The following is a 20189-nucleotide window of genomic DNA, read 5'->3' on the forward strand; positions in this document are numbered from 1 at the left end:
CGGGCCACCAGCCTGCCCACCTGCAGAAATGACCGCCCCCGAATGAGCCGAAAGGGTCCGTCAGCAAGCTGACGGACCCTCACGCAAGATCGAGGTTAAGAGGGGGAGGATGTCAAAGGACCATCTCCCGGTAGTAGCCGATGCCGCGCGCGAAGTCGACGCACGCCCCGACCAGCCGGTCGCCGATGCCGAGGCCGCGCGCGTCGCGTTCGACGAGCGAAGATCCGCCACCGACCCAACGAGCCCCATCCTCAAAGGCCACGCATTCGACAGGCAAACATCCGTTCACCCGATTCCGAAGCCCGTCCGTGCACCCTCGCCGACAGCACCGGTACTCACTCACACTCGTCAACGCGCGTTTGCGCTCAGTCAAGCGGCAGCAGATCGAACCCCGGCCGCGTCCCGCCCTGGTCTCCAGGTCCGGAGCTGAGCCCTGAGTGACGTGGCAGGAGCGCGGCAGGCTCCTGGCGTCGGCGGTTCCCGGCGTGCCCTACGCCCGCGGCGCCCCGGTGGACCCCCGCACCATCAACTCCCCCCGCACCGTGGCGATCCCGCCCGGCGGCGGTTCCTCGCGGGACATCGCGATCCGGCCCGCCCGGGCGCCGGCCTCCGCGAGCGGCAGGCGGACCGTTGTGAGTGCCGGTACCGCGTCGACGGCGAAGGGAAGGTCGTCGAAGCCGGCCACCGAGACGTCCTCGGGAATGCGCAGGCCCGAGTCCCGCAGCGCCGCGCACGCGCCCAGCGCCACGGTGTCGTTCGCCGCCACGATCGCCGTCAACGACGGCTCCCGGCGCAGCAGTTCCAGCGTCGCCTCGTAGCCGGAGCGGCGGTCGTAGCCGCCGTGGACCGTCAGCCGGGGGTCGTCCTCGATCCCTGCCGCCGTCAGCGCCGCCCGGTGTCCCTCCAGCCGGTGTCGTGTCGTCGTGCGCTCCTCCGGGCCCGCGATGTACCCGAGCCGGCGGTGTCCGAGCCCGATCAGGTGCTCGGTGAGCCGCTGCCCGCCGCCGCGGTTGTCGAAGGTCAGCGCGATCGCCTCGGGGGCGGGCGGCCGCCCGCACAGGACCACACGGGTCCCCGCCGCCGCGAGCTTGCGCAGTTTCGCGCCCACCGCCTCCACATGCGCGGCGTTCTCCACCGCGCCACCTGTCAGCACCACGGCCGCCGCCCGCTGCCGCTGGAGCAGCGTCAGATACGTCAGTTCCCGCTCCGGCGAGCCGCCCGTGTTGCAGACCACCGCGAGCCGTTCGCCGCCGGCCCGTCCGCCAGGGCCCCCGATCTCCGACTGGATCGCGCTCGCCATGATCCCGAAGAACGGGTCGGCGATGTCGTTCACGAGGATCCCGACCAGGTCGGAGGTGGCTGCCGCGAGCGCGCTCGCCGGGCCGTTGAGGACGTAGTCCAGTTCGTCCACCGCCCGCAGCACCCGCTCCCGGGTGGAGGCCGCCACCGGATAGTTCCCGTTCAGCACACGCGACACGGTGGCGGGCGACACCTGCGCGCGCGCCGCCACGTCCGCCAGGGTCACCGTCATCGTCGTCCTCCGGTCGCGTGTCTCGTCGTACTCATTCGTCGTGCTCAGGGCAGAGAGTCCCATGGGCAGGTCCGCCCACGTCCACAGAGATCCATCTACAGCTCTCCAGACACCCGTGTACAGGCCCGCGGTTCTCCTTGTTCGACGGACCGACCAACTTCGCGCCCCACGTATCCGCCGTGTCACAACGTGTGACGATCTATGCGGACTCATGCACCTCGTATACGGACACGTGCATCTTGTCATCGACGCGGTCTTGTCCGATCCGCCGCACAGAGGCTAGCGTCTCATGGTATAGAAAGCGCTTGCTGTCACGCTCGCTGTGGGCGTACGCGGCGCCGGACGCGTACGAAGGGAACGACGTGGCAGGCGAAGGGAACGACGCGACACGCAAGACGGTGCGTATCGCCATGAACGGCGTGACGGGACGCATGGGCTACCGCCAGCACCTCGTGCGCTCCATCCTGGCCATCCGCGAGCAGGGCGGTCTCGCCCTGGGCGACGGAACGGTGCTGTGGCCCGAGCCGGTCCTCGTCGGCCGCCGCGAGCACGCCCTGAAGGCGCTCGCCGAGCAGCACGGGCTCGACCACTGGTCGACGGACCTGGACGCGGTCCTCGCCGACCCGGCCGTCGAGATCTACTTCGACGCCCAGGTCACCTCGGCCCGCGAGGAGTCGATCAAGAAGGCGATCGCGGCGGGCAAGCACATCTACACGGAGAAGCCGACGGCGACCGGTCTGGACGGCGCCCTGGAACTGGCCCGCCTCGCCCACGAGAAGGGCATCAGGCACGGCGTCGTCCAGGACAAGATCTTCCTGCCCGGCCTGCTGAAGCTGAAGCGGCTCATCGACGGCGGCTTCTTCGGCCGGATCCTGTCCATCCGCGGCGAGTTCGGCTACTGGGTCTTCGAGGGCGACTGGCAGCCCGCCCAGCGGCCCTCCTGGAACTACCGCGCCGAGGACGGCGGTGGCATCGTTGTCGACATGTTCCCGCACTGGGAATACGTTCTTCACGAGCTGTTCGGCCGTGTGCAGTCCGTCCAGGCGATCGCCACCACCCACATCCCGCAGCGCTGGGACGAGAACGGCAAGCCCTACGACGCCACGGCGGACGACGCCGCCTACGGCATCTTCGAGCTGGAGGGCGGCGCGATCGCCCAGATCAACTCCTCCTGGACCGTGCGCGTCAACCGCGACGAGCTGGTCGAGTTCCAGGTCGACGGTACGGAGGGATCGGCCGTCGCCGGGCTGCGCAAGTGCCGGGTGCAGCACCGGTCGGCGACCCCGAAGCCGGTCTGGAACCCGGACATCCCCGCCACCGAGGTCTTCCGCGACCAGTGGCAGGAGGTACCGGACAACGCCGAGTTCGACAACGGCTTCAAGGCCCAGTGGGAGCTGTTCCTCAAGCATGTGTACGCCGATGCCCCGTACCACTGGGACCTGCTGGCCGGCGCCCGCGGTGTCCAGCTCGCCGAACTGGGCCTGAAGTCCTCGGCCGAGGGCCGCCGTATCGACGTACCGGAGATCTCCCTGTGACCATCCAACTCCCGGACGCCAACGGGCGGTTCAGGGCGTACGAGCCGCGCCACGAACCCCTCGCCCTCTCCGCCGGCACCCCCTTCACCTCCCGTACGGTCTTCTCGGCGGCGCATGTCGTCGCCGACCCGTACGCGGATGTGTCCCCCGACTCGCCCGCCGCCGTCGACTGGGACGCGACGCTCGCCTTCCGCCGCCATCTGTGGTCGCACGGACTGGGCGTGGCGGAGGCCATGGACACCGCCCAGCGCGGTATGGGGCTGGACTGGGCGGGCGCGGCCGAGCTGATCCGTCGGTCGGCGGCCGAGGCGAAGGCCGTCGGCGGGCGTATCGCCTGCGGCGTCGGCACCGACCAACTGGCCTCCGGCTCCCTGGAGGAGATCCGCAAGGCGTACGAGGAACAGCTCGCCGTCGTCGAGGAGGCGGGCGCGCAGGCGATCCTCATGGCGTCGCGCGCCCTTGCCGCCACGGCCGGGGGGCCCGAGGACTACCTGGAGATCTACGGCCACCTCCTGCGCCAGGCCGCCGACCCGGTGATCCTGCACTGGCTCGGCCCGATGTTCGACCCGGCCCTTGAGGGCTACTGGGGTTCGAGCGACCTGGACGCGGCCACGGACGTGTTCCTGGATGTCATCGCCGCGCACCCGGACAAGGTGGACGGGGTGAAGATCTCGCTGCTCGACGCGCAACGGGAGATCGACCTGCGCCGCCGCCTCCCGCGGAGCGTGCGCTGCTACACGGGTGACGACTTCAACTACCCCGAGCTGATCGCGGGCGACGAACAGGGCTTCAGCCACGCGCTGCTGGGCATCTTCGACCCGCTGGGTCCGCTCGCGGCTCAGGCGGTACGGGTCCTGGACACGGGCGATGTGAAGGGTTTCCGTGAGCTCCTCGACCCCACGGTGGAGCTGTCGCGCCATCTGTTCCAGGCACCGACCCGCTTCTACAAGACGGGTGTGGTCTTCCTGGCTTGGCTCGCGGGCCACCAGGAGCACTTCACGATGGTGGGCGGCCTGCAGTCGGCGCGCTCCCTGCCGCACTTCGTGAAGGCCTACGAACTCGCCGACGGCCTCGGCCTGTTCCCGGACCCGGAGCTGGCCGAGGCGCGGATGAAGACGCTGCTGTCCCTGTACGGAGCTGAACGATGAGCGCGGCACCGGAGCGTTTCTCCATCAACCAGATGACGGTGAAGCAGCTGTCGCTGCCGGAACTGGTCGACGGCTGCCTGGAGTTGGGCGTGCGCGGCGTGGGCCTGTGGCGTGAACCGGTGCAGTCCTACGGCGTGGAGGCGACGGCCAAGCTGGTCGGCGACGCGGGGCTGACGGTGACGACGCTGTGCCGCGGCGGCTTCTTCACGGCGATCGACCCGGACGAGCGGGCGCGGGCCCTCGACGACAACCGCCGGGCGGTCGACGAGGCGGCGACCCTGGGCACCGACACGCTGGTGCTGGTGTCGGGCGGCCTGCCGGCCGGCTCCAAGGATCTGCGCGGCGCGCGCGAGCGCATCGCGGACGCGCTGGGGGAGCTGGGCCCGTACGCGGCCGACGGGGGTGTGCGGCTGGCCATCGAGCCCCTGCACCCCATGTACGCCTCGGACCGCTGTGTGGTCTCGACCCTCGCCCAGGCGCTGGACCTGGCCGAGCGCTTCCCGGCGGAGCAGGTGGGCGTCACGGTCGACACGTACCACATCTGGTGGGACGACACGGCCCCCGAGCAGATCGCCCGTGCGGGCGCCGGCGGCCGCATCCACACCTTCCAGCTCGCCGACTGGACCACCCCGCTGCCGGAGGGCGTCCTCAACGGCCGCGGCCAGATCGGCGACGGGTCGATCGACATGCGGGAGTGGAAGGGGTACGTGACGGCCGCGGGCTACACCGGGCCCATCGAGGTGGAGCTGTTCAACGAGGGGCTGTGGGCGCGGGACGGCCGGGAGGTCCTCGCGGAGACGGTGGAACGGTTCGTGGAGCATGTGATCCGCTGACCTGGTGGGCGGATCGGGCGGCCGGGCGTGGCGGATCGGGCGGCTGGGTGTGGCGGATCGGGCGGCTGGGTGTGGCGGATCGGGCGGCTGGGTGTGGCGGATCGGGCGGCTGGGTGTGGCGGATCGGGTCGGGGGTGGCGGCTCGGGTCGGGGTGGCGGCTCGGGTCGGGGTGGCGGCTCGGGTCGGGGTGGCGGCTCGATCCGCCCCGGCGTTACGGTCCGCCCTCGCGGGCCCGGGCCGTTCTCACGGCGGAAGCAGCGGACCCAGCGGCCCGAGGTCGAGGTTGAGGTCGGCCAGGGTGAGGCCGTAGCGGTCGCACAGTTGAGCCATCCGGTCGTGCAGGAGCATCAGGGTCAGCCCGAGCCGTTCCTCCTGCTCCTCCGTCAGACCGCCCTCGTCGACGCGGTGCAGGGCCTGTCGCTCCATCAACTGGCGGAGCAACTCGACGATGGTCAGGACCAGTTTGACGAGGTCCCGTTCCACCGTGTCCGGGTCGGCACGCAGCCGGTGCGCGGCGCGGTGGCCTCGGCCGGGGGACGGCGGGGAGACCTCGTCCGGCCGGGCGGGCAGCAGCGAGAACGCCCGGTCCGCGGCCTCGGCCACCTCCCGCAGACGATCGGCGGCCGCGCGGTCAGCCGGGCTCGTCACCGTGACCGCCGGGTCCGGTGAGCGCCGCCCGCCCCGGCGGAATGAACGTCGCCCACTGCTCGTCCAGCTGCTCGCGGATGGCGACCACCACCGTGCGCAGCGAGATCCTCACGAGATCGATGTCGGCGATGGACAGAACGAGATCGCCGGTGATCACCGCACCGCCGCTCAGCAGCCGGTCCAGCAGGTCGATCAGCGCCACCTGCGGCTGACCGACAGGGCGGTCGTCGTACGTGTCGTACTTGCTCACCGCTGCCCGGCCCCCTCCTGCGCGTCGGGTCCGAGGGGCGCGGTGAAGGAGTACGGCGCCCAGGGGCCGGTGACGTCCACGCGGACCCCGGGAAGGCCGTCCGCGGCATGCAGCATCCGGCCGCGGAACTCCTCGGCCAGCCCGCGGGGGACCAGATAGGCGTCATTGGTGACGTTCTCGCCGGGCACCTGGGCCAGACCTCCCTGCTGCGGTCGGTGCCGGGTGCGTTCCACCGCCAGTCCCCGGGCCTGCTCCTCCGTCCGCCGGACGGCCTCCTCGGCGAGCCGCCATGCGTCCTCGCGCTCCTGCCGCTGGTGCCTGCGGCTGCGCAGATACGCGCGCCCTGGGTTGGCCTCGTCGGCCGGGCCCTCGGCGGCCGGGGCGGGCGGGGAGGCGGGCGGTACCTCGGCGTACACCTTCACGCCCCATTCCACATGGTCCGCGAACCGGTCCAGCAGCGCGGTGAAGGCCGGCCCCCGCTCGCGGAGCATGTCCCGGACCCGGTCCTCGTCGAGGTACACGGTGGCCAGCCGCAGCGGGAGGACCGTGGTGTGCACGGCCAGGGTCTCGATGACCAGATGGTGCGCCCGGGCCGTCGCCTCCAGCCAGAGCAGGTCCTCCAGGCGTACCTTCAGCGCGGCCTCCGAGAACTCGTCCCGGGGCACCGGACTGACCGCCGCGGTCACGGCGCCCGAGGGGACCAGGACGACGGGGGCGTCCGCCACACCCCGGACACCCGCGAGCGCCGTCCGCTGCGGCGCGGCGGACGATCCCATCACGGCGTACGCGTAGCACAGCTGCTCGTCCACCGTCCTCAGCTCCGGTCCTCGTCGTCCTCGACTTTGCGGCGTTCGCCACGGTCCTGCCGGGCGTCGTCGCGGGAACGGCCGCGGCCGCCGGACCCGCTGCCGGAAAGCTCGTGCGGCGGCGACTGGGCGAGCTGTCTGCGCAGATCCTCGACCTCGGCGCGCAGCCGCTCGTTCTGCTCCCGGAGGCTGCGTCGGCCGTCGGCGCGGGAGGACAGCGCGGGGTCGCGCTCCCACCAGTCGATACCGATCTCCTTGGCCTTGTCGACGGACGCCACCAGGAGGCGCAGCTTGATGGTGAGCAGCTCGATGTCGAGCAGATTGATCTTGATGTCACCGACGATGACGATGCCCTTGTCGAGCACGCGTTCAAGAATGTCGGCCAGGTTCGCACCAGACCCCTGACCGTACGGGTAGAGGCTCCGCGACGGCGTGGGGACGGCGGGCTGGGACTCGGTCACGTCACACTCGTCCTCGTTTCCCTGAGCACTTGGCGTCGGCGGCGGAAACCGGCGGGTTCGCGCACCTCAGCGCCCGGAACCACTCGGAACTATCCGCGGCGCCGACGCCCCGCGAGGGCCTTGTCGGGTTCCTCGGGTGCGTACTCGGACTCGTCCTCTTCTTCCTCCTCGTCCCCCTCCTCGTCCCCCTCCTGTTCGTCCTCGGCGTAGCGTTCCTCGGGTTCCTCTTCCTCGTCCTCGTCCTCTTCCTCTTCGTCCTCGTCCTCGTAGCGCTCCCCGGGCTCCTCCTCGCCTTCTTCTTCCTCCTCCTCGTCCTCCGGGTAGCGCTCGTCCTCGTCCCGGGCCTGCGACCGCTCCTCGCGGTCCTCCTCGGCCTCCTCCTCCGGACCGCGGACCACCTCGCCGTCGCGGATCTCGCCACGCCAGGCGCCGGTGGCCTCCCCGCGCGCCATGATGAACGCGCGGTAGAGCTTCAGATCGAGCCGGACGCGGCGGCCCTGGGCACGCCAAAGGGTCCCGACCCTCTCGACGACGCCCTTGGGGAAGTACTGCAGGACGAGCAGCACCTTGGTGAGGTTCTCCCCGAGGGGGTGGAAGCTGACGACGCCCTTGGTGGTGCCCTTGGGCCCCTCGGAGGTCCAGGCGATCCGCTCGTCGGGCACCTGCTCCGTGACGATGCCCCGCCAGTGGCGGCGGACCTTGGCGATCCTCACCTGCCAGCGGGACGAGATCTCGTCGTCCTGTTCGACGTTCTGGACGCCCTTGGTGAACCGGTCGAACTCCGTGAACTGCGTCCACTGGTCGTACGCCTCGCGAACGGGAACGCCCACGTTCACTTCCTCGACGATCATCAGGCCCTTGGCGGTGGCGCTGGGGCGCTTCTCGCGCCGTCCCTGCGCCGCGCCCGTCAGCGCCTCCTTCGCCTGGGAGGCGAGCGAGCCCAGCACCTCGCCCGACGGCGCGCGTTCGAGGAGCTTCTTGCCGGCCTTGAGGGCAACACTGCTCAACAGACCCGGGCCGACGCGCGCCTCGGCCAGTCGGCTCGCACCCTCGCTCAGCCGCTCGCCCACGCCCTCCAGCACCAACTGGAGCCTGGCCTCCAGATAGTCCTCCAGCTCGTCCTTCAGCCGGTTCGCGACGGGGTTCTGCCGTACCTGCTCGCCGACCTTGGTGAGGGTCCCCTCAGCCATCGTCCGGCCTCCTCGATCGTGCGGATCGTGCGGAGCCGCTCTTCGTACGGCCCTGGGCGGCCGTCTTCCTGGCCGCCGTCCTCTTCCTGCGCGACTCACCCTCCTGATCCGACCCGCGGTGCTGCGCCCGCTTCGCGCGCCCCTCGGTGCGCCGCGTCTCGCTCCGGCGCCCCTCGTCCCCACGCGCCTGGCCCTCGCGCTCTTCGTCTTCTTCTTCGTCCTCGCGCTCTTCCTCCCGCTCCGTTTCCCCCTCCGCTTCGCCCCGGTGCCGCTCGCCGTCCGGGTGCGCCCTCTCGTGCAGTCCCTCGGTGCGCTTGTGGATGGCGTCGGCCAGGTTCTCGGCCTTCGCCGACAGCACGGTGGTCGCCGCGGCCTTGCCCGCGTCCGTCAGTTCGGTGCGCACTTCCTCGCTGATGGTGTTGAGGAAGGGGGACTCCTGGAGAACCCTGGCGACCTGGCCGGGCTTGATCTTCGATCCGGCCAGCATCGCGCCCAGGCTCAGGGCGAGCTTGGCCTTCTTCGTCCGGCCCAGCACATAGCCGGCGAGGACAGCCGCACCGATCTTGGCGTTGTTCATGGTTCCGTCTTCTTTCCTCGCTCACGCCTCACAGCCCGCTCTGTCCGCCGCGCCGCAGCTGATAGGCCCTGATCTCCTCCAAGCGGTGCAGCAGTGCGTCCTCGCGCCGTGCGAACTCCTCGTCGTCGACGCGGCCTTCGGCCCGCGCCCGCTCCAGCTTCACGAGCTCTTCCTGCACGGCAGCGGGGTTGTAGAACTCTTGCTCGGCGGCGCGGACGACCTTGTCGATCACCCAGCCCACTCCTCGTGCAGGGGCGAACGGCAGGGTCAGGATCCCGGTGATCAGTCCCACACCGCCTCCTCGTGCCGTCCGGACGGGTCAGCCGAAAGGGTCAGGTAAAGCTGTACGGCGGCAGCGGCCCCCGTACCCGGAGCTCGATGTCCTCCCCGTAGCGCCCGGCCAGCTCCTGGGCGGCCCGGACGAACTCCTCGGACCGCTCGCCGTCGAGCAGGAAGGACACGTTCACGAAGTACTGCTGGGACGGTTCGGCGAGCCTCTCCAGCAGCGCGAAGGGCCGCAGCACGGCGAGGACGTCGGCGGCGAGCGCCTCCTGTCTGCTCTGCAGCTCCTGGGCCACGAGCTGGCCAAGCGCCAGCCGCTCCGCCTGAGTCCCGCCGCCGTTGCGGGTCGCCTCGTTCAGCGCGCGGGCCTGTTCGTTCTCCTCGAGGATGGCGCGCAGCGCCGCGTCCTCGCTCTCGACGCCCTTGACGTTGAACTCCGCCCGCCCTGTGAGCTCGTCGAGGCGCTGCGAGAACTCCTCGGCTCTCGCGTCCAGCACGGCGCGTACGTCGGCCTCGTCCGGAGCGACGAACCCAAAGCTCAACGGCAGAATGGTGCCGTCGCCCCACAGGTGCTCCTGCACCTCGTGATGAGCCTCCAGGTCCCGGCGTGCCACCGAGAGGTCCTCCGGGGAGTCGCTGACGACGGCGCACAGTGAGCCGCTGCACACCGCGCGCAGTTCGGCCGGCGACTCGCCCACGCCCTTGAGGCCGTCCAGGTCCAGCGGGTGCGAGTCCTTGGTGATCGCATACACATACACGGACATCGGCTCGCTCACTCCTCCCGGTCCCTCGAGGAACGGCGGCTCGAGCCGCGTTCGACGTGGTCGTGCTCCCTCTCGCGCCTGCGGTCGCTCTCGTCCCCGCGCCCCTTCTGGAGCGATTCGGTGAACGCCTCGACCGCGCCGGTCAGCGCCCCTTTGCTCTTGCCTTTGGCGCCACCCTCCTCGATGCTCTGCACGATGTCCGGCAGCGTTGCGGGCGCCTTGCGGCCCGTCTCCAGATCCAGCCGGTTGCAGGCCTCGGCGAAGCGCAGATACGTATCGACACTGGCCACGACCACGCGTGCGTCGACCTTCAGGATTTCGATGCCCACAAGGGACACCCGTGCGAACACGTCGATGACCAGACCCCGGTCGAGGAGGAGTTCCAGCACGTCATAAAGGTTTCCCGAGCCACCGGCGGGCCCGGCCAAGGCGCCACCACCGCCCTGCGGCACCACAGTCACGATCTCTTCCCCTCAATCCGAAAGGGGAGCCGCCCTCAACGGCCCTCTCTGTCGACCTGCGCGCGGGTGTAGCGGCGTACGCGCTCGTACGCCATCAACCGGCCCACGGGGTCCAGAACGACCTTGTAGCTCGCCATCACGCTGCTCGTGTCAGGGACGCGCTCGAGCTCCACGACCTCGACCTCGGCCTCCCAGCCGTCATCGGTCGGTCTGAGAGCGGAAACGGACTGAGGTACCCGCCCGAGCAGCTCGGCGAGCTGCCCGGCCGCGCTCCGCATGGCCTCGACCGCCGGCACCCGCTCCGTGAGAGCCTGAGACTCCCGCTCCGGGGGAGCATTCCGCTCCCGCTCCGAGGGCGCCTTCCGCGGCGATGGACGCGCCTTTTCCCGCTCACGGTCGCTCGTGATCGTTCACCTTCTTGCTCTTTCTTTCCCCGGCCTGCTCTTCAGCCAACGCCAATGACAGACCGTTCACTTCGGGTACCCGCGTTTCATGACCAAACCGACATTACGGACAAAATTTCACGATCTGGCCGTGCAACCCTTCGCGCGCCCCGGATGTCGTAGAAGGCATCAGAACTTCTGGAGGGGGATCTGGGGGGATCGCGGGGGTTCTGATACGGAGGGGAAAGCCGAGGGGCCCGGTCTCGGACCGGGCCCCTCGAAATATGCGGGCGGCTTTGTCAGCTGCCGTGCGTAAGCCGGTGGTTCCCGTGCGGGATCAGCTCCAGGTCCGGGAAGCGGGTGTCCAGCAGCGCGGAGGCCTCCGGGTTCGCGTCCCGGACCTCGTACGCCGCCGTGGCGCCCTCCACCACCAGTCCGTCCAGCAGACCGTCGAGGACCTCGGCGAAGGACGGCACCCCGGCGCGGAACGCCAGGTCCACCACCTATGGGCCTGCCGGGATCGGCATGCCCGCATCACACACCAGGACGCCGCCGCCGCGCCCCGGCTCGGCGCGCCGCGAGATGGCGGTCCAGAATTCCGGCCTTCTTCATAGCGCGGCGACGTCCCTCATAGCGCGGCGACCTCCTCGGCAGTGGGGAACGACTCCTGCGCTCCGGAGCGCGTGACGGCCGCCGCGCCCACCCGGGCCGCGTACGCCGCCGCATCCGGCAACGACGAGCCCGTGCCCAGCCGCCAGGCCAGCGCCGCGGTGAACGCGTCACCCGCACCCGTCGTGTCCACCGCGTCCACCTTCACCGACGGGACCCGGGCCATGGAGTCGCCGGTCGCCACCAGCGCGCCCTCCGCACCCAGCGTCACCACGACCGAGCGGGGGCCGAGGGCCAGCACTGCGCGCGCCCAGTCCTCCGGTGAACCGCCCAGCTCACCGCCCGCGATCACCCGCGCCTCGTGCTCGTTGACGATCAGCGGGTCGCAGGCCGCCAGCACCTCCGGGGGCAGCGGTCGCGGCGGTGACGGGTTCAGTACGAAACGGGTGCCGGACGGCAGGTTCCGTACGACCTCCACGACCGTCTCCAGCGGGATCTCCAGCTGCGCCGAGACCACACGGGAGGCGTTCAGCAGGCTGCCGGCAGCGCGTACGTCCTCCGGTACGAGGCGGGCATTCGCTCCCGGCGAGACCACGATGCTGTTGTCCCCCGACGGATCCACCGTGATCAGCGCGACCCCGGTGGGTGCCCCGCCGACCAGAACCCCCACGGTGTCGACGCCGGCCTCGCTCTGCGACCGAAGCAGCAGCCGGCCGTGCGCGTCGTCGCCGACCCGGGCCAGCAGCGCCGTACGGGCACCGAGGCGCGCCGCGGCGACCGCCTGGTTCGCGCCCTTGCCGCCCGGATGGACGACCAGGTCGGAGCCGAGCACGGTCTCCCCCGCCGCGGGCCGTCGCTCGACCCCGATCACCAGGTCGGCGTTGGCCGATCCCACGACCAGGAGGTCGTAGTCGTACATGAACTGTCTCCCAACGGATCTCCACGGACCCCCACGGCCCCAGCCCCATGGATCTTTACAGCATTGACTGCTCCCGTCCCTGAAGGAAGGGGATTCCTTCCTTCAGGGCTGAGTGGGGATTCCTGGCTCAGGCTGCCCCCGGGAGCAGCGCTCCCGGAGGTCTTACGCCCTCGACACCAGCCGGGTTCAGACCTGCCCGGACGAGCATCACGCTTGCGGAGTTCTTGTCTCTGGGGGAGACGGCTCCGCACGCGGTGCAGGTGTATGTGCGCTCGGACAGCGGCAGTGCGTGCTTGGTTCTCGCTCCGCACGATGCGCAGTCCATGGTGGTGTGCGCGGGATGCACGAGACGGATGTCCCGCCCGTGCTTGCGGCCCATCTCGGTGAGGGCCTTCTTCGTGGCGCCGATCGCGGCGTCGGCGGCCTTGCGGGCCATGGTGGTCCTGGCGAGGAACTTCGGCTTGAAGTCCTCGACGGCGATGGCGTCGTGGTCGGTCACGACCTTCTTGGCCCACTTGCGGCCGGTGTCCTGCCGCTGCCGGGCGATCTTCGCGTAGGTCTTCGCCCGCCACTTCTTCGCCTCGCGGTAGCCCTTCGAGGCGGCCTGCCCCTTCTTCGGTCTGCGGCGGGCCATCATCCGGTCGTACCGGGTCAGCTTGGCCTGGGCCTTGCGGCCGTGCTGGGCGTGCGGGAGGTCATGGGCGTCGGAGGTGGTGGTCGCGGTCTCCTTCACGCCCCAGTCCACGCCGAGCACCCGGCCGGTCTCCGGCAGCGGCCGCACCTCGGTAGGGACCACGAACGAGCAGTACCAGTGCCCGACGCTGTCCTGGTACACGCGCACCGAGGAGGGTTCGGCGGGCAGGTTGCGCGACCACACCACCGTCAGCACGATCCCGCCCGCCAGGTGCAGGCGATCGTCCTTCAGCCGGAACCCGCGCCGGGTGTGGTTCAGCGTCGGCAAGGCTTCGCGCTTCTTCTTCCACTTCGGCATGCCGGCCCGCTGCCGCTGAGGCAGGCGTTCCCGGGTGTCCTTCTGCGCCTTGGCGCGGGACTTGCCGAAGTCCCGGATCAGCTGCTGCTGCGCAACCCTGGAGCCCTCGCGCAGCCACGGCGCACCCTCCCGCGCCTCGGTCAGCATCCTGTCGAGCTGCGCCGGCCCACAGGTCCGCTTCTCGCCCGTGGTCCTGTTGTGCAGGTGGGTTGCCTTGGACTTGGCAACGCACTCGTTCCAGATCCACCGGCACCGGTCCCATTCCGCCAGCAGCGCCCCACGGGCGGCCGACGACACGCGAAGCCGGTACGGTGTGCCGGGCGCGCTCGGCCCCGTCGGCTTCACTTGGCGTCAACATGCCGCCAACGTAGCGTCACGATTCCTTTCTCACTCCGGACTCTGGGCAGACCTGCACGAACAGGTGACCGCCCAAGCTGCCGCGGACCGGCGGTCCCTCAACTCCGCGATCCTCCACCTCCTGGAGGCCGCCCTCCCCGCTCCCCCGGGCAGACACCGGATCACCCGGCGGCGATCCGGCCTCTCCCGCCCCGCTACACCGTCTCCTCGACCTTCTTGCCCTGGGCGGCCCGCAGTGCGTTGTCCGCAGCGGTCCTGCCCAGCTGGGACGGCTGCCGCGCCACCGAGGCGTGCAGCGTGCCTGCCTTGACCGCGGCCAGGCCGTCGGCCGCCCGCACGTCCGACTTGATCTGCTCGGATGGGTGGCCGCATGTCGGAGGCGACTGAAGGGGGTGGTCTCTGCGGAGGGAGGAACGGGTCCTTCCCTGTAGCAGGGCTGTGACGCGAGGTGGTTGCGAGTGTGACGGGCGGCAGTGAACATGGAGAGTGCTGAATCGTTCAGTGACCTCAACTCGCCACAGAGGGAGGCAAGATGAAGTTCGACATGGGGGCGCAGACCCTGTCGACGTTGGTCAAGGGTTCGCGTGGGTCGAGTGATGATCTGGGGACGTTGATCCGTCAGTTGGTGCAGGCGGCGCAGCCGTTGGAGGGGAAGTTCAACGGTGCGGGGCGGGTGGCGTTCGATCATTTCAAGGCGCGGGCCGATGGGATTGCGAACGAGCTGAATTCTTCGTTGCGGGCGATTCTGGGTGGTCAGTCGGGGATGGACTCGGCGTTCAGCTCGGGTGATCAGGAGCAGGGTGACAACGCGCGGCGTCAGATGGGTGCGGCGAACTTCGACGGGGCGCGGTTCCGCTGAGCTGGTGCTCGGGTGTGGGTCGGTAGTGGTCTTCTTTTCAGGTTCTCACGGGGAGTTGATGGGTGATGGCGGGTTCGGGTGCGGATCGCCGGTCGTATGACGTGGGTGCGTCGTCGGACGCGCAGGGCAACATCCAGGCGGTGATTGCGCGTCTGGAGGAGGTTATTGCGGCGCGGGACGGTCAGGTGAAGGCGGTGATGGCGGACTTCACGGCTGACGGGGTCGCGGACGAGTACCACGGCAAGGAGATGCGGTGGAATCGTGCGTCGCATGAGGTCAAGAACATCATCCGGCTGTTGAAGACGACGCTGGAGCAGAACGACGGGACGGCGCAGTCGACGATCGCGAAGGCGAAGGCGGCGGTCGACAACATCGGCTGACGCGGGGCGATTTCGTAGCTACGGGGGTGCGTGGTGTCGGGCTGGGATCTGAAGCCGCAGGGCATTCAGCATGTGTTGAAGACGACGGGTGACACGGCGCGGGATATCGAGGAGCAGGCGAATGCGTTCGGGAAGCATCTGACGTCGGCGGCGACCAGTGCGGGCACCATTTCCGCGGAGGGTTCGGGCGGCGGGGGTGGTGGGGGCAAGGGTGAGAAGCCGCAGGGTGGTCTGGTGGCTCTGGCCTTGTCGCAGTATGCCGAGCATGCGACGACGGATGTGAAGTTCATCGTGGCGCGGGCGGGTAAGTCGTTGCAGGGTGCGGTGGATGCGACGACGGCGTATCTGCACGGGGATGAGGAGATGGCGGCGCGGGCGCAGCATGCTGCGCTGGCGGATCCGCGGGTGGATCTGCCGGGGGTGGGCACGCAGTGATCGATCCTGGGCAGATTCCGGAGTTCACGGGCAATCTGGAGCAGTTGGAGAAGGACTACGGGGATCTGAAGGCGGACGCCTCGCACATCCGCTCCACGGGCCGGGATGTTCATACGTAGTTCCAGGGCCTGCGGGCGTATTACAAAGCTCCCGAGGCGGACCAGTTGTTCGGGACGACAAAGAAGGTCGCGAACCGGGCGGACGATTTCGCCAAGGATCTGGAGACGGCGACTGACTTCCCTCCCTCGCCGTCCGTCCCCACCACTCGCCCCGCCTGTCAGCCCCCGGCGGTAGCGTCGGATCATGACGCAGGAAGCGAGTCGGGCAGGGCAGGCAGGTGCCGGGGAGCGGCGCCTGGCCGTGCTCGAGGGTGTGCTCGAGCGGATCACGTACGCCAACGAGGAGAACGGATACACGGTCGCCCGGGTCGACACCGGCCGCGGCGCCGGTGATCTGCTCACCGTCGTCGGCGCGCTCCTCGGCGCCCAGGTGGGGGAGTCGCTCAGGATGGAGGGGCGCTGGGGCTCCCATCCCCAGTACGGCAGGCAGTTCACCGTCGAGAACTACACGACCGTCCTCCCGGCCACCGTCCAGGGCATCCGCCGCTACCTAGGCTCCGGCCTCGTCAAGGGCATCGGGCCCGTCTTCGCCGACCGCATCACCCAGCACTTCGGTCTCGACACCCTCCAGATCATCGAGGAGGAGCCGAAGCGGCTGATCGAAGTCCCCGGTCTCGGCCCGAAGCGGACCAAGAAGATCGCCGAGGCCTGGGAGGAGCAGAAGGCGATCAAGGAGGTCATGCTCTTTCTGCAGACCGTCCAGGTCTCCACGTCCATCGCCGTGCGCATCTACAAGAAGTACGGCGACGCCTCCATCTCCGTCGTCAAGAACCAGCCCTACCGCCTCGCCGCCGACGTCTGGGGCATCGGCTTCCTCACCGCCGACCGGATCGCCCAGTCCGTCGGCATCCCGCACGACAGCCCGGAGCGCGTCAAGGCCGGTCTCCAGTACGCCCTGTCGCAGTCCGCCGACCAGGGCCACTGCTACCTCCCCCAGGAACGGCTCATCGCGGACGCGGTCAAGCTCCTGCAGGTCGACACCGGGCTCGTCATCGAGTGCCTGGCCGAGCTGGCGGCGCCTCCGGAGGACGACTCGGACCCCGGTGTCGTACGGGAGAAGGTACCCGCACCCGATGGCGGAGACCCCGTCACTGCCGTCTACCTCGTCCCGTTCCACCGCGCCGAACTCTCCCTCTCCGCCCAGTTGCTGCGGCTCCTGCGGACGGACGAAGACCGGATGCCCGCCTTCCGGGACGTGGCCTGGGACAAGGCGCTGAGCTGGCTCAAGGGGCGTACGGGCGCCGACCTCGCGCCCGAGCAGGAGCAGGCCGTACGGCTGGCGCTGACCGAGAGGGTGGCGGTGCTGACCGGCGGGCCGGGCTGCGGCAAGTCCTTCACCGTACGGTCCGTCGTCGAGCTCGCCCGGGCCAAGGGGGCCAAGGTCGTGCTCGCCGCGCCCACCGGGCGGGCCGCCAAGCGCCTGTCAGAGCTGACCGGAGCCGAGGCCTCCACCGTGCACCGGCTGCTGGAGCTGAAGCCCGGCGGCGATGCGGCGTACGACATGGACCGTCCGCTCGACGCCGACCTGGTCGTCGTCGACGAGGCGTCCATGCTCGACCTGCTGCTCGCCAACAAGCTGGTGAAGGCCGTGCCGCCGGGCGCCCACCTCCTTTTCGTCGGCGACGTGGACCAGCTGCCCAGCGTCGGCGCCGGGGAGGTCCTGCGGGACCTGCTGGCGGACGGCAGCCCGATCCCGGCCGTCCGTCTCACCCGCGTCTTCCGCCAGGCCCAGCAGTCCGGCGTCGTCACCAACGCGCATCGCATCAACTCCGGACAGCATCCGCTCACCGACGGCCTGAAGGACTTCTTCCTCTTTGTCGAGGACGACACCGAGGAGGCCGGCCGGCTCACGGTGGACGTGGCGGCGCGGCGCGTCCCGGCCAGGTTCGGCCTCGATCCGCGCCGGGATGTGCAGGTGCTCGCGCCCATGCACCGGGGACCAGCAGGCGCGGGCACCCTCAACGGCCTGCTCCAGCAGGCGATCACCCCTGGCCGCCCCGACCTCCCGGAGAAGCGGTTCGGCGGCCGCGTCTTCCGTGTCGGCGACAAGGTCACCCAGATTCGCAACAATTACGAGAAAGGGAAGAATGGTGTCTTCAACGGCACCGTGGGCGTGGTCACCTCGCTCGACCCGGTCGACCAGCGCCTCACGGTGCTGACGGACGAGGACGAGGAGGTTCCGTACGAATTCGACGAGCTGGACGAACTGGCGCACGCGTACGCGGTGACCATCCACCGCTCGCAGGGCAGCGAGTATCCGGCCGTGGTCATCCCGGTGACCACCGGTGCCTGGATGATGCTCCAGCGGAATCTGCTCTACACGGCGGTCACCCGCGCCAAGAAGCTGGTCGTTCTCGTCGGTTCACGCAAGGCGATCGGGCAGGCGGTGCGCACGGTGTCGGCGGGCCGACGCTGCACGGCGTTGGACTTCCGGCTGTCACCCAGGCCTCTCGACGGCTGAGCCGGCCCCTCGGACGACCCGGCCGACCCCCGTGAAGGGCGTGCGAGGCCCCTCCGCCCGGCCGTCCGCAAAAAATGATCGATCAAATGAGTCGCGAAGGTCACAGACCACTTCCAGAACCAGGGCGAAGGGGGGCAGGATGAGCAGGTTGACGGCACTCAGTGCCGCCGATGAGCCCAATGGTCGACCCCGAGTGCACTCTCCTGCGCCAAATGGGGGATGGTAGAGACAGTCAGGGCACCTCGAAGATGAGGCACTACGTCGGTGAGGGAAGACGTGAGCGACAACTCTGTAGTACTGCGGTACGACGGCGGCGAGTACACCTACCCGGTGGTCGACAGCACCGTCGGTGACAAGGGCTTCGACATCGGGAAGCTCCGCGCCCAGACGGGACTGGTCACCCTGGACAGCGGATACGGGAACACCGCTGCCTACAAATCCGCCATCACCTATCTCGACGGTGAGCAGGGCATTCTCCGGTACCGCGGCTACCCGATCGAGCAGCTGGCCGAGCGCTCCACCTTCCTGGAGGTCGCCTACCTGCTGATCAACGGCGAGCTGCCGACCGTCGACGAGCTCTCCAGCTTCAAGAACGACATCACACAGCACACGCTGCTGCACGAGGACGTCAAGAACTTCTACAAGGGCTTCCCGCGCGACGCGCACCCGATGGCGATGCTGTCCTCGGTGGTCTCCGCGCTGTCCACCTTCTACCAGGACAGCCACAACCCCTTCGACGAGAAGCAGCGCAACCTCTCCACCATCCGGCTGCTCGCCAAGCTTCCGACGATCGCCGCGTACGCCTACAAGAAGTCGATCGGCCACCCCTTCGTCTACCCGCGCAACGACCTCGGTTACGTGGAGAACTTCCTCCGCATGACCTTCTCGGTCCCCGCGCAGGAGTACGATCTGGACCCGGTCGTCGTCTCCGCGCTCGACAAGCTGCTGATCCTGCACGCGGACCACGAGCAGAACTGTTCGACCTCCACGGTTCGCCTGGTGGGCTCGTCGCAGGCCAACATGTTCGCCTCGATCTCGGCCGGCATCAACGCGCTGTGGGGCCCGCTGCACGGCGGCGCCAACCAGTCCGTGCTGGAGATGCTCGAGGGCATCCAGGCAAACGGCAGCGACGTCGACTCGTTCATCACCAAGGTGAAGAACAAGGAGGACGGCGTCCGTCTGATGGGCTTCGGCCACCGGGTCTACAAGAGCTTCGACCCGCGCGCCAAGATCATCAAGGCTGCCGCGCACGACGTCCTCTCCGCGCTCGGCAAGTCCGACGAGCTGCTGGACATCGCGCTGAAGCTGGAGGAGCACGCGCTCTCCGACGACTACTTCGTCTCGCGCAACCTCTACCCGAACGTCGACTTCTACACCGGCCTGATCTACCGCGCGATGGGCTTCCCGACCGAGATGTTCACGGTCCTGTTCGCCCTCGGCCGTCTGCCGGGCTGGATCGCCCAGTGGCACGAGATGATCAAGGAGCCGGGCTCCCGTATCGGCCGCCCGCGCCAGATCTACACCGGTGTGGTCCAGCGCGACTTCATTCCGGTCGAGGAGCGCTGAGCGGCGCATGTATGTGAGGCGTACGCCGTCGTAGAGCGGCGTACGCCCCCGCGTGTCGTGCAATGCCTCGTACAGACAAAGCCTTGTACAGACAAAGCCTTGTACAGACAAAGCCTCGTACAGACAAAGCCTCGTACAGACAAAGCCTTGTACAAAAACGGAAGGCGCCCTGAGACGCCGGTCCCCCCACGGGCCGACGCGCAGGGCGCCTTCCCAGTCCCGGTGCGGATTCCCCCCACGGGATCCGGCCGGGCGTCTGCGGGACAGCGCCTGAATCGCTGCGAGCAAAACGAGCAAAATCCTGCGTGCGACCGCCGTGCGGTCTGCCGGGACGCGTACGAACGGGAGGGCCGCTCAAAGCTCCCCGGTGTACGTGCCCCGGCAACGCAGTTTCCTGGGAACGTCCCCCAAGACATCCCCAGATGTCAGTCACGCCCCCCAAGACGCTTCTGACATCGCCAACTTAGACTCACGAACCCTTCCGTTGGTTACGTTCACATCACTGTGATCTGCGTCTCTTGCGTATGTCCTGAAGATACGCAAGAGACCAGATATGACGATCGAGGACCCAGCGTAAGGATGATGCGCGAGCCTTGTGAAGAGCTTATGTGAGGCACGCCTCG

General features: G+C 69.3%; 22 protein-coding genes and 3 pseudogenes. 9 read left to right on the forward strand and 16 right to left on the reverse strand.

What is annotated here, in order from left to right; translation table 11 throughout:
* Positions 1-115: 115 nt before the first annotated feature.
* Both ABT186_RS41420 and ABT186_RS41425 read right to left on the reverse strand, forming a co-directional pair.
* Positions 116-217 (reverse strand): annotated as a pseudogene (locus tag ABT186_RS41420) (GNAT family N-acetyltransferase); the annotation flags it as partial.
* A gap of 273 nt (positions 218-490) precedes the next feature.
* Positions 491-1531 (reverse strand): LacI family DNA-binding transcriptional regulator, encoded by a 1041-nt coding sequence (locus ABT186_RS41425; RefSeq protein ID WP_351929538.1) that lies wholly within the window; start codon positions 1529-1531, stop codon positions 491-493.
* Between the two features lie 410 nt (positions 1532-1941).
* Here ABT186_RS41425 and ABT186_RS41430 point away from each other — a divergent pair, with 410 nt between their 5' ends.
* From ABT186_RS41430 to ABT186_RS41440, 3 genes are read left to right on the forward strand one after another with little or no spacing between them, the layout of a single operon-like run.
* Complete coding sequence (locus tag ABT186_RS41430) at positions 1942-3066, forward strand: Gfo/Idh/MocA family protein (protein WP_351235349.1); 1125 nt, start codon at positions 1942-1944, stop codon at positions 3064-3066.
* On the forward strand, positions 3063-4214 hold the full coding sequence (locus tag ABT186_RS41435) for a dihydrodipicolinate synthase family protein (protein WP_351235340.1): 1152 nt from the start codon (positions 3063-3065) through the stop codon (positions 4212-4214). The genes ABT186_RS41430 and ABT186_RS41435 overlap by 4 nt, the downstream gene beginning before the upstream one ends.
* Positions 4211-5047 (forward strand): sugar phosphate isomerase/epimerase family protein, encoded by an 837-nt coding sequence (locus tag ABT186_RS41440; protein ID WP_351929510.1) that lies wholly within the window; start codon positions 4211-4213, stop codon positions 5045-5047. Before ABT186_RS41435 ends, ABT186_RS41440 begins: the two co-directional genes overlap by 4 nt.
* A gap of 244 nt (positions 5048-5291) precedes the next feature.
* Here ABT186_RS41440 and ABT186_RS41445 read toward each other — a convergent pair whose 3' ends face one another.
* The 14 genes and pseudogenes from ABT186_RS41445 to ABT186_RS41510 all read right to left on the reverse strand — a co-directional run bounded on the left by ABT186_RS41445 (position 5292) and on the right by ABT186_RS41510 (position 14084).
* Positions 5292-5696, reverse strand: coding sequence for a gas vesicle protein K (locus tag ABT186_RS41445; protein ID WP_351235336.1), 405 nt, complete (start codon positions 5694-5696; stop codon positions 5292-5294).
* Positions 5680-5946, reverse strand: a complete 267-nt coding sequence (locus ABT186_RS41450) for a gas vesicle protein (protein WP_351929512.1) — start codon at positions 5944-5946, stop codon at positions 5680-5682. Before ABT186_RS41450 ends, ABT186_RS41445 begins: the two co-directional genes overlap by 17 nt.
* Positions 5943-6755, reverse strand: coding sequence for a GvpL/GvpF family gas vesicle protein (locus ABT186_RS41455; protein WP_351929514.1), 813 nt, complete (start codon positions 6753-6755; stop codon positions 5943-5945). Before ABT186_RS41455 ends, ABT186_RS41450 begins: the two co-directional genes overlap by 4 nt.
* A 5-nt stretch (positions 6756-6760) precedes the next feature.
* Positions 6761-7213, reverse strand: coding sequence for a gas vesicle protein (locus ABT186_RS41460; protein ID WP_351929516.1), 453 nt, complete (start codon positions 7211-7213; stop codon positions 6761-6763).
* An 89-nt stretch (positions 7214-7302) separates the two neighbouring features.
* Positions 7303-8403, reverse strand: a complete 1101-nt coding sequence (locus ABT186_RS41465; protein WP_351929518.1) for an SRPBCC family protein — start codon at positions 8401-8403, stop codon at positions 7303-7305.
* Entirely contained in the window at positions 8396-8980 is a 585-nt protein-coding gene (locus ABT186_RS41470) for an ABC transporter substrate-binding protein (protein WP_351235327.1), read from the reverse strand. The genes ABT186_RS41465 and ABT186_RS41470 overlap by 8 nt, the downstream gene beginning before the upstream one ends.
* A 28-nt stretch (positions 8981-9008) precedes the next feature.
* Positions 9009-9272, reverse strand: a complete 264-nt coding sequence (locus tag ABT186_RS41475; RefSeq protein ID WP_351235325.1) for a gas vesicle protein GvpG — start codon at positions 9270-9272, stop codon at positions 9009-9011.
* A gap of 40 nt (positions 9273-9312) precedes the next feature.
* Positions 9313-10026: a GvpL/GvpF family gas vesicle protein gene (locus ABT186_RS41480; RefSeq protein ID WP_351235323.1), complete on the reverse strand. Its 714-nt coding sequence runs from the start codon at positions 10024-10026 to the stop codon at positions 9313-9315.
* An 8-nt stretch (positions 10027-10034) separates the two neighbouring features.
* Positions 10035-10481: a gas vesicle structural protein GvpA gene (locus ABT186_RS41485; protein ID WP_351235347.1), complete on the reverse strand. Its 447-nt coding sequence runs from the start codon at positions 10479-10481 to the stop codon at positions 10035-10037.
* Between the two features lie 41 nt (positions 10482-10522).
* The gene (gene gvpO / locus ABT186_RS41490) at positions 10523-10894 is read right to left on the reverse strand and encodes a gas vesicle protein GvpO (RefSeq protein WP_351929540.1); all 372 of its coding nucleotides are present in this window, start codon (positions 10892-10894) and stop codon (positions 10523-10525) included.
* A gap of 305 nt (positions 10895-11199) precedes the next feature.
* A pseudogene (locus ABT186_RS41495) lies at positions 11200-11482 on the reverse strand (RbsD/FucU domain-containing protein); the annotation flags it as partial.
* Positions 11483-11498: 16 nt separating this feature from the next.
* Positions 11499-12398, reverse strand: a complete 900-nt coding sequence (locus ABT186_RS41500) for a ribokinase (protein WP_351929520.1) — start codon at positions 12396-12398, stop codon at positions 11499-11501.
* Positions 12399-12525: 127 nt separating this feature from the next.
* Positions 12526-13747, reverse strand: a pseudogene (locus tag ABT186_RS41505) (RNA-guided endonuclease InsQ/TnpB family protein).
* Between the two features lie 193 nt (positions 13748-13940).
* Entirely contained in the window at positions 13941-14084 is a 144-nt protein-coding gene (locus ABT186_RS41510) for a hypothetical protein (RefSeq protein ID WP_351235353.1), read from the reverse strand.
* 194 nt (positions 14085-14278) lie between these two features.
* Between ABT186_RS41510 and ABT186_RS41515 the strand changes: the two genes are divergently transcribed.
* The 6 genes from ABT186_RS41515 to ABT186_RS41540 all read left to right on the forward strand — a co-directional run bounded on the left by ABT186_RS41515 (position 14279) and on the right by ABT186_RS41540 (position 19566).
* On the forward strand, positions 14279-14605 hold the full coding sequence (locus ABT186_RS41515) for a hypothetical protein (protein WP_351929524.1): 327 nt from the start codon (positions 14279-14281) through the stop codon (positions 14603-14605).
* 65 nt (positions 14606-14670) lie between these two features.
* A complete protein-coding gene (locus ABT186_RS41520) occupies positions 14671-14985 on the forward strand; it encodes a pore-forming ESAT-6 family protein (RefSeq protein WP_351929526.1) in 315 nt (104 codons plus the stop codon).
* Positions 14986-15015: 30 nt separating this feature from the next.
* A complete protein-coding gene (locus tag ABT186_RS41525) occupies positions 15016-15420 on the forward strand; it encodes a DUF6507 family protein (protein ID WP_502973490.1) in 405 nt (134 codons plus the stop codon).
* Positions 15417-15539: a hypothetical protein gene (locus ABT186_RS41530; RefSeq protein WP_351929530.1), complete on the forward strand. Its 123-nt coding sequence runs from the start codon at positions 15417-15419 to the stop codon at positions 15537-15539. The genes ABT186_RS41525 and ABT186_RS41530 overlap by 4 nt, the downstream gene beginning before the upstream one ends.
* 184 nt (positions 15540-15723) lie before the next feature.
* Complete coding sequence (gene recD2 / locus ABT186_RS41535) at positions 15724-18000, forward strand: SF1B family DNA helicase RecD2 (RefSeq protein WP_351929532.1); 2277 nt, start codon at positions 15724-15726, stop codon at positions 17998-18000.
* A 276-nt stretch (positions 18001-18276) separates the two neighbouring features.
* Complete coding sequence (locus tag ABT186_RS41540) at positions 18277-19566, forward strand: citrate synthase (protein ID WP_351236096.1); 1290 nt, start codon at positions 18277-18279, stop codon at positions 19564-19566.
* Positions 19567-20189: the final 623 nt, after the last annotated feature.

The organism is Streptomyces sp. NPDC001634 (genome assembly GCF_040298185.1).
Classification (GTDB): Bacteria; Actinomycetota; Actinomycetes; order Streptomycetales; family Streptomycetaceae; genus Streptomyces.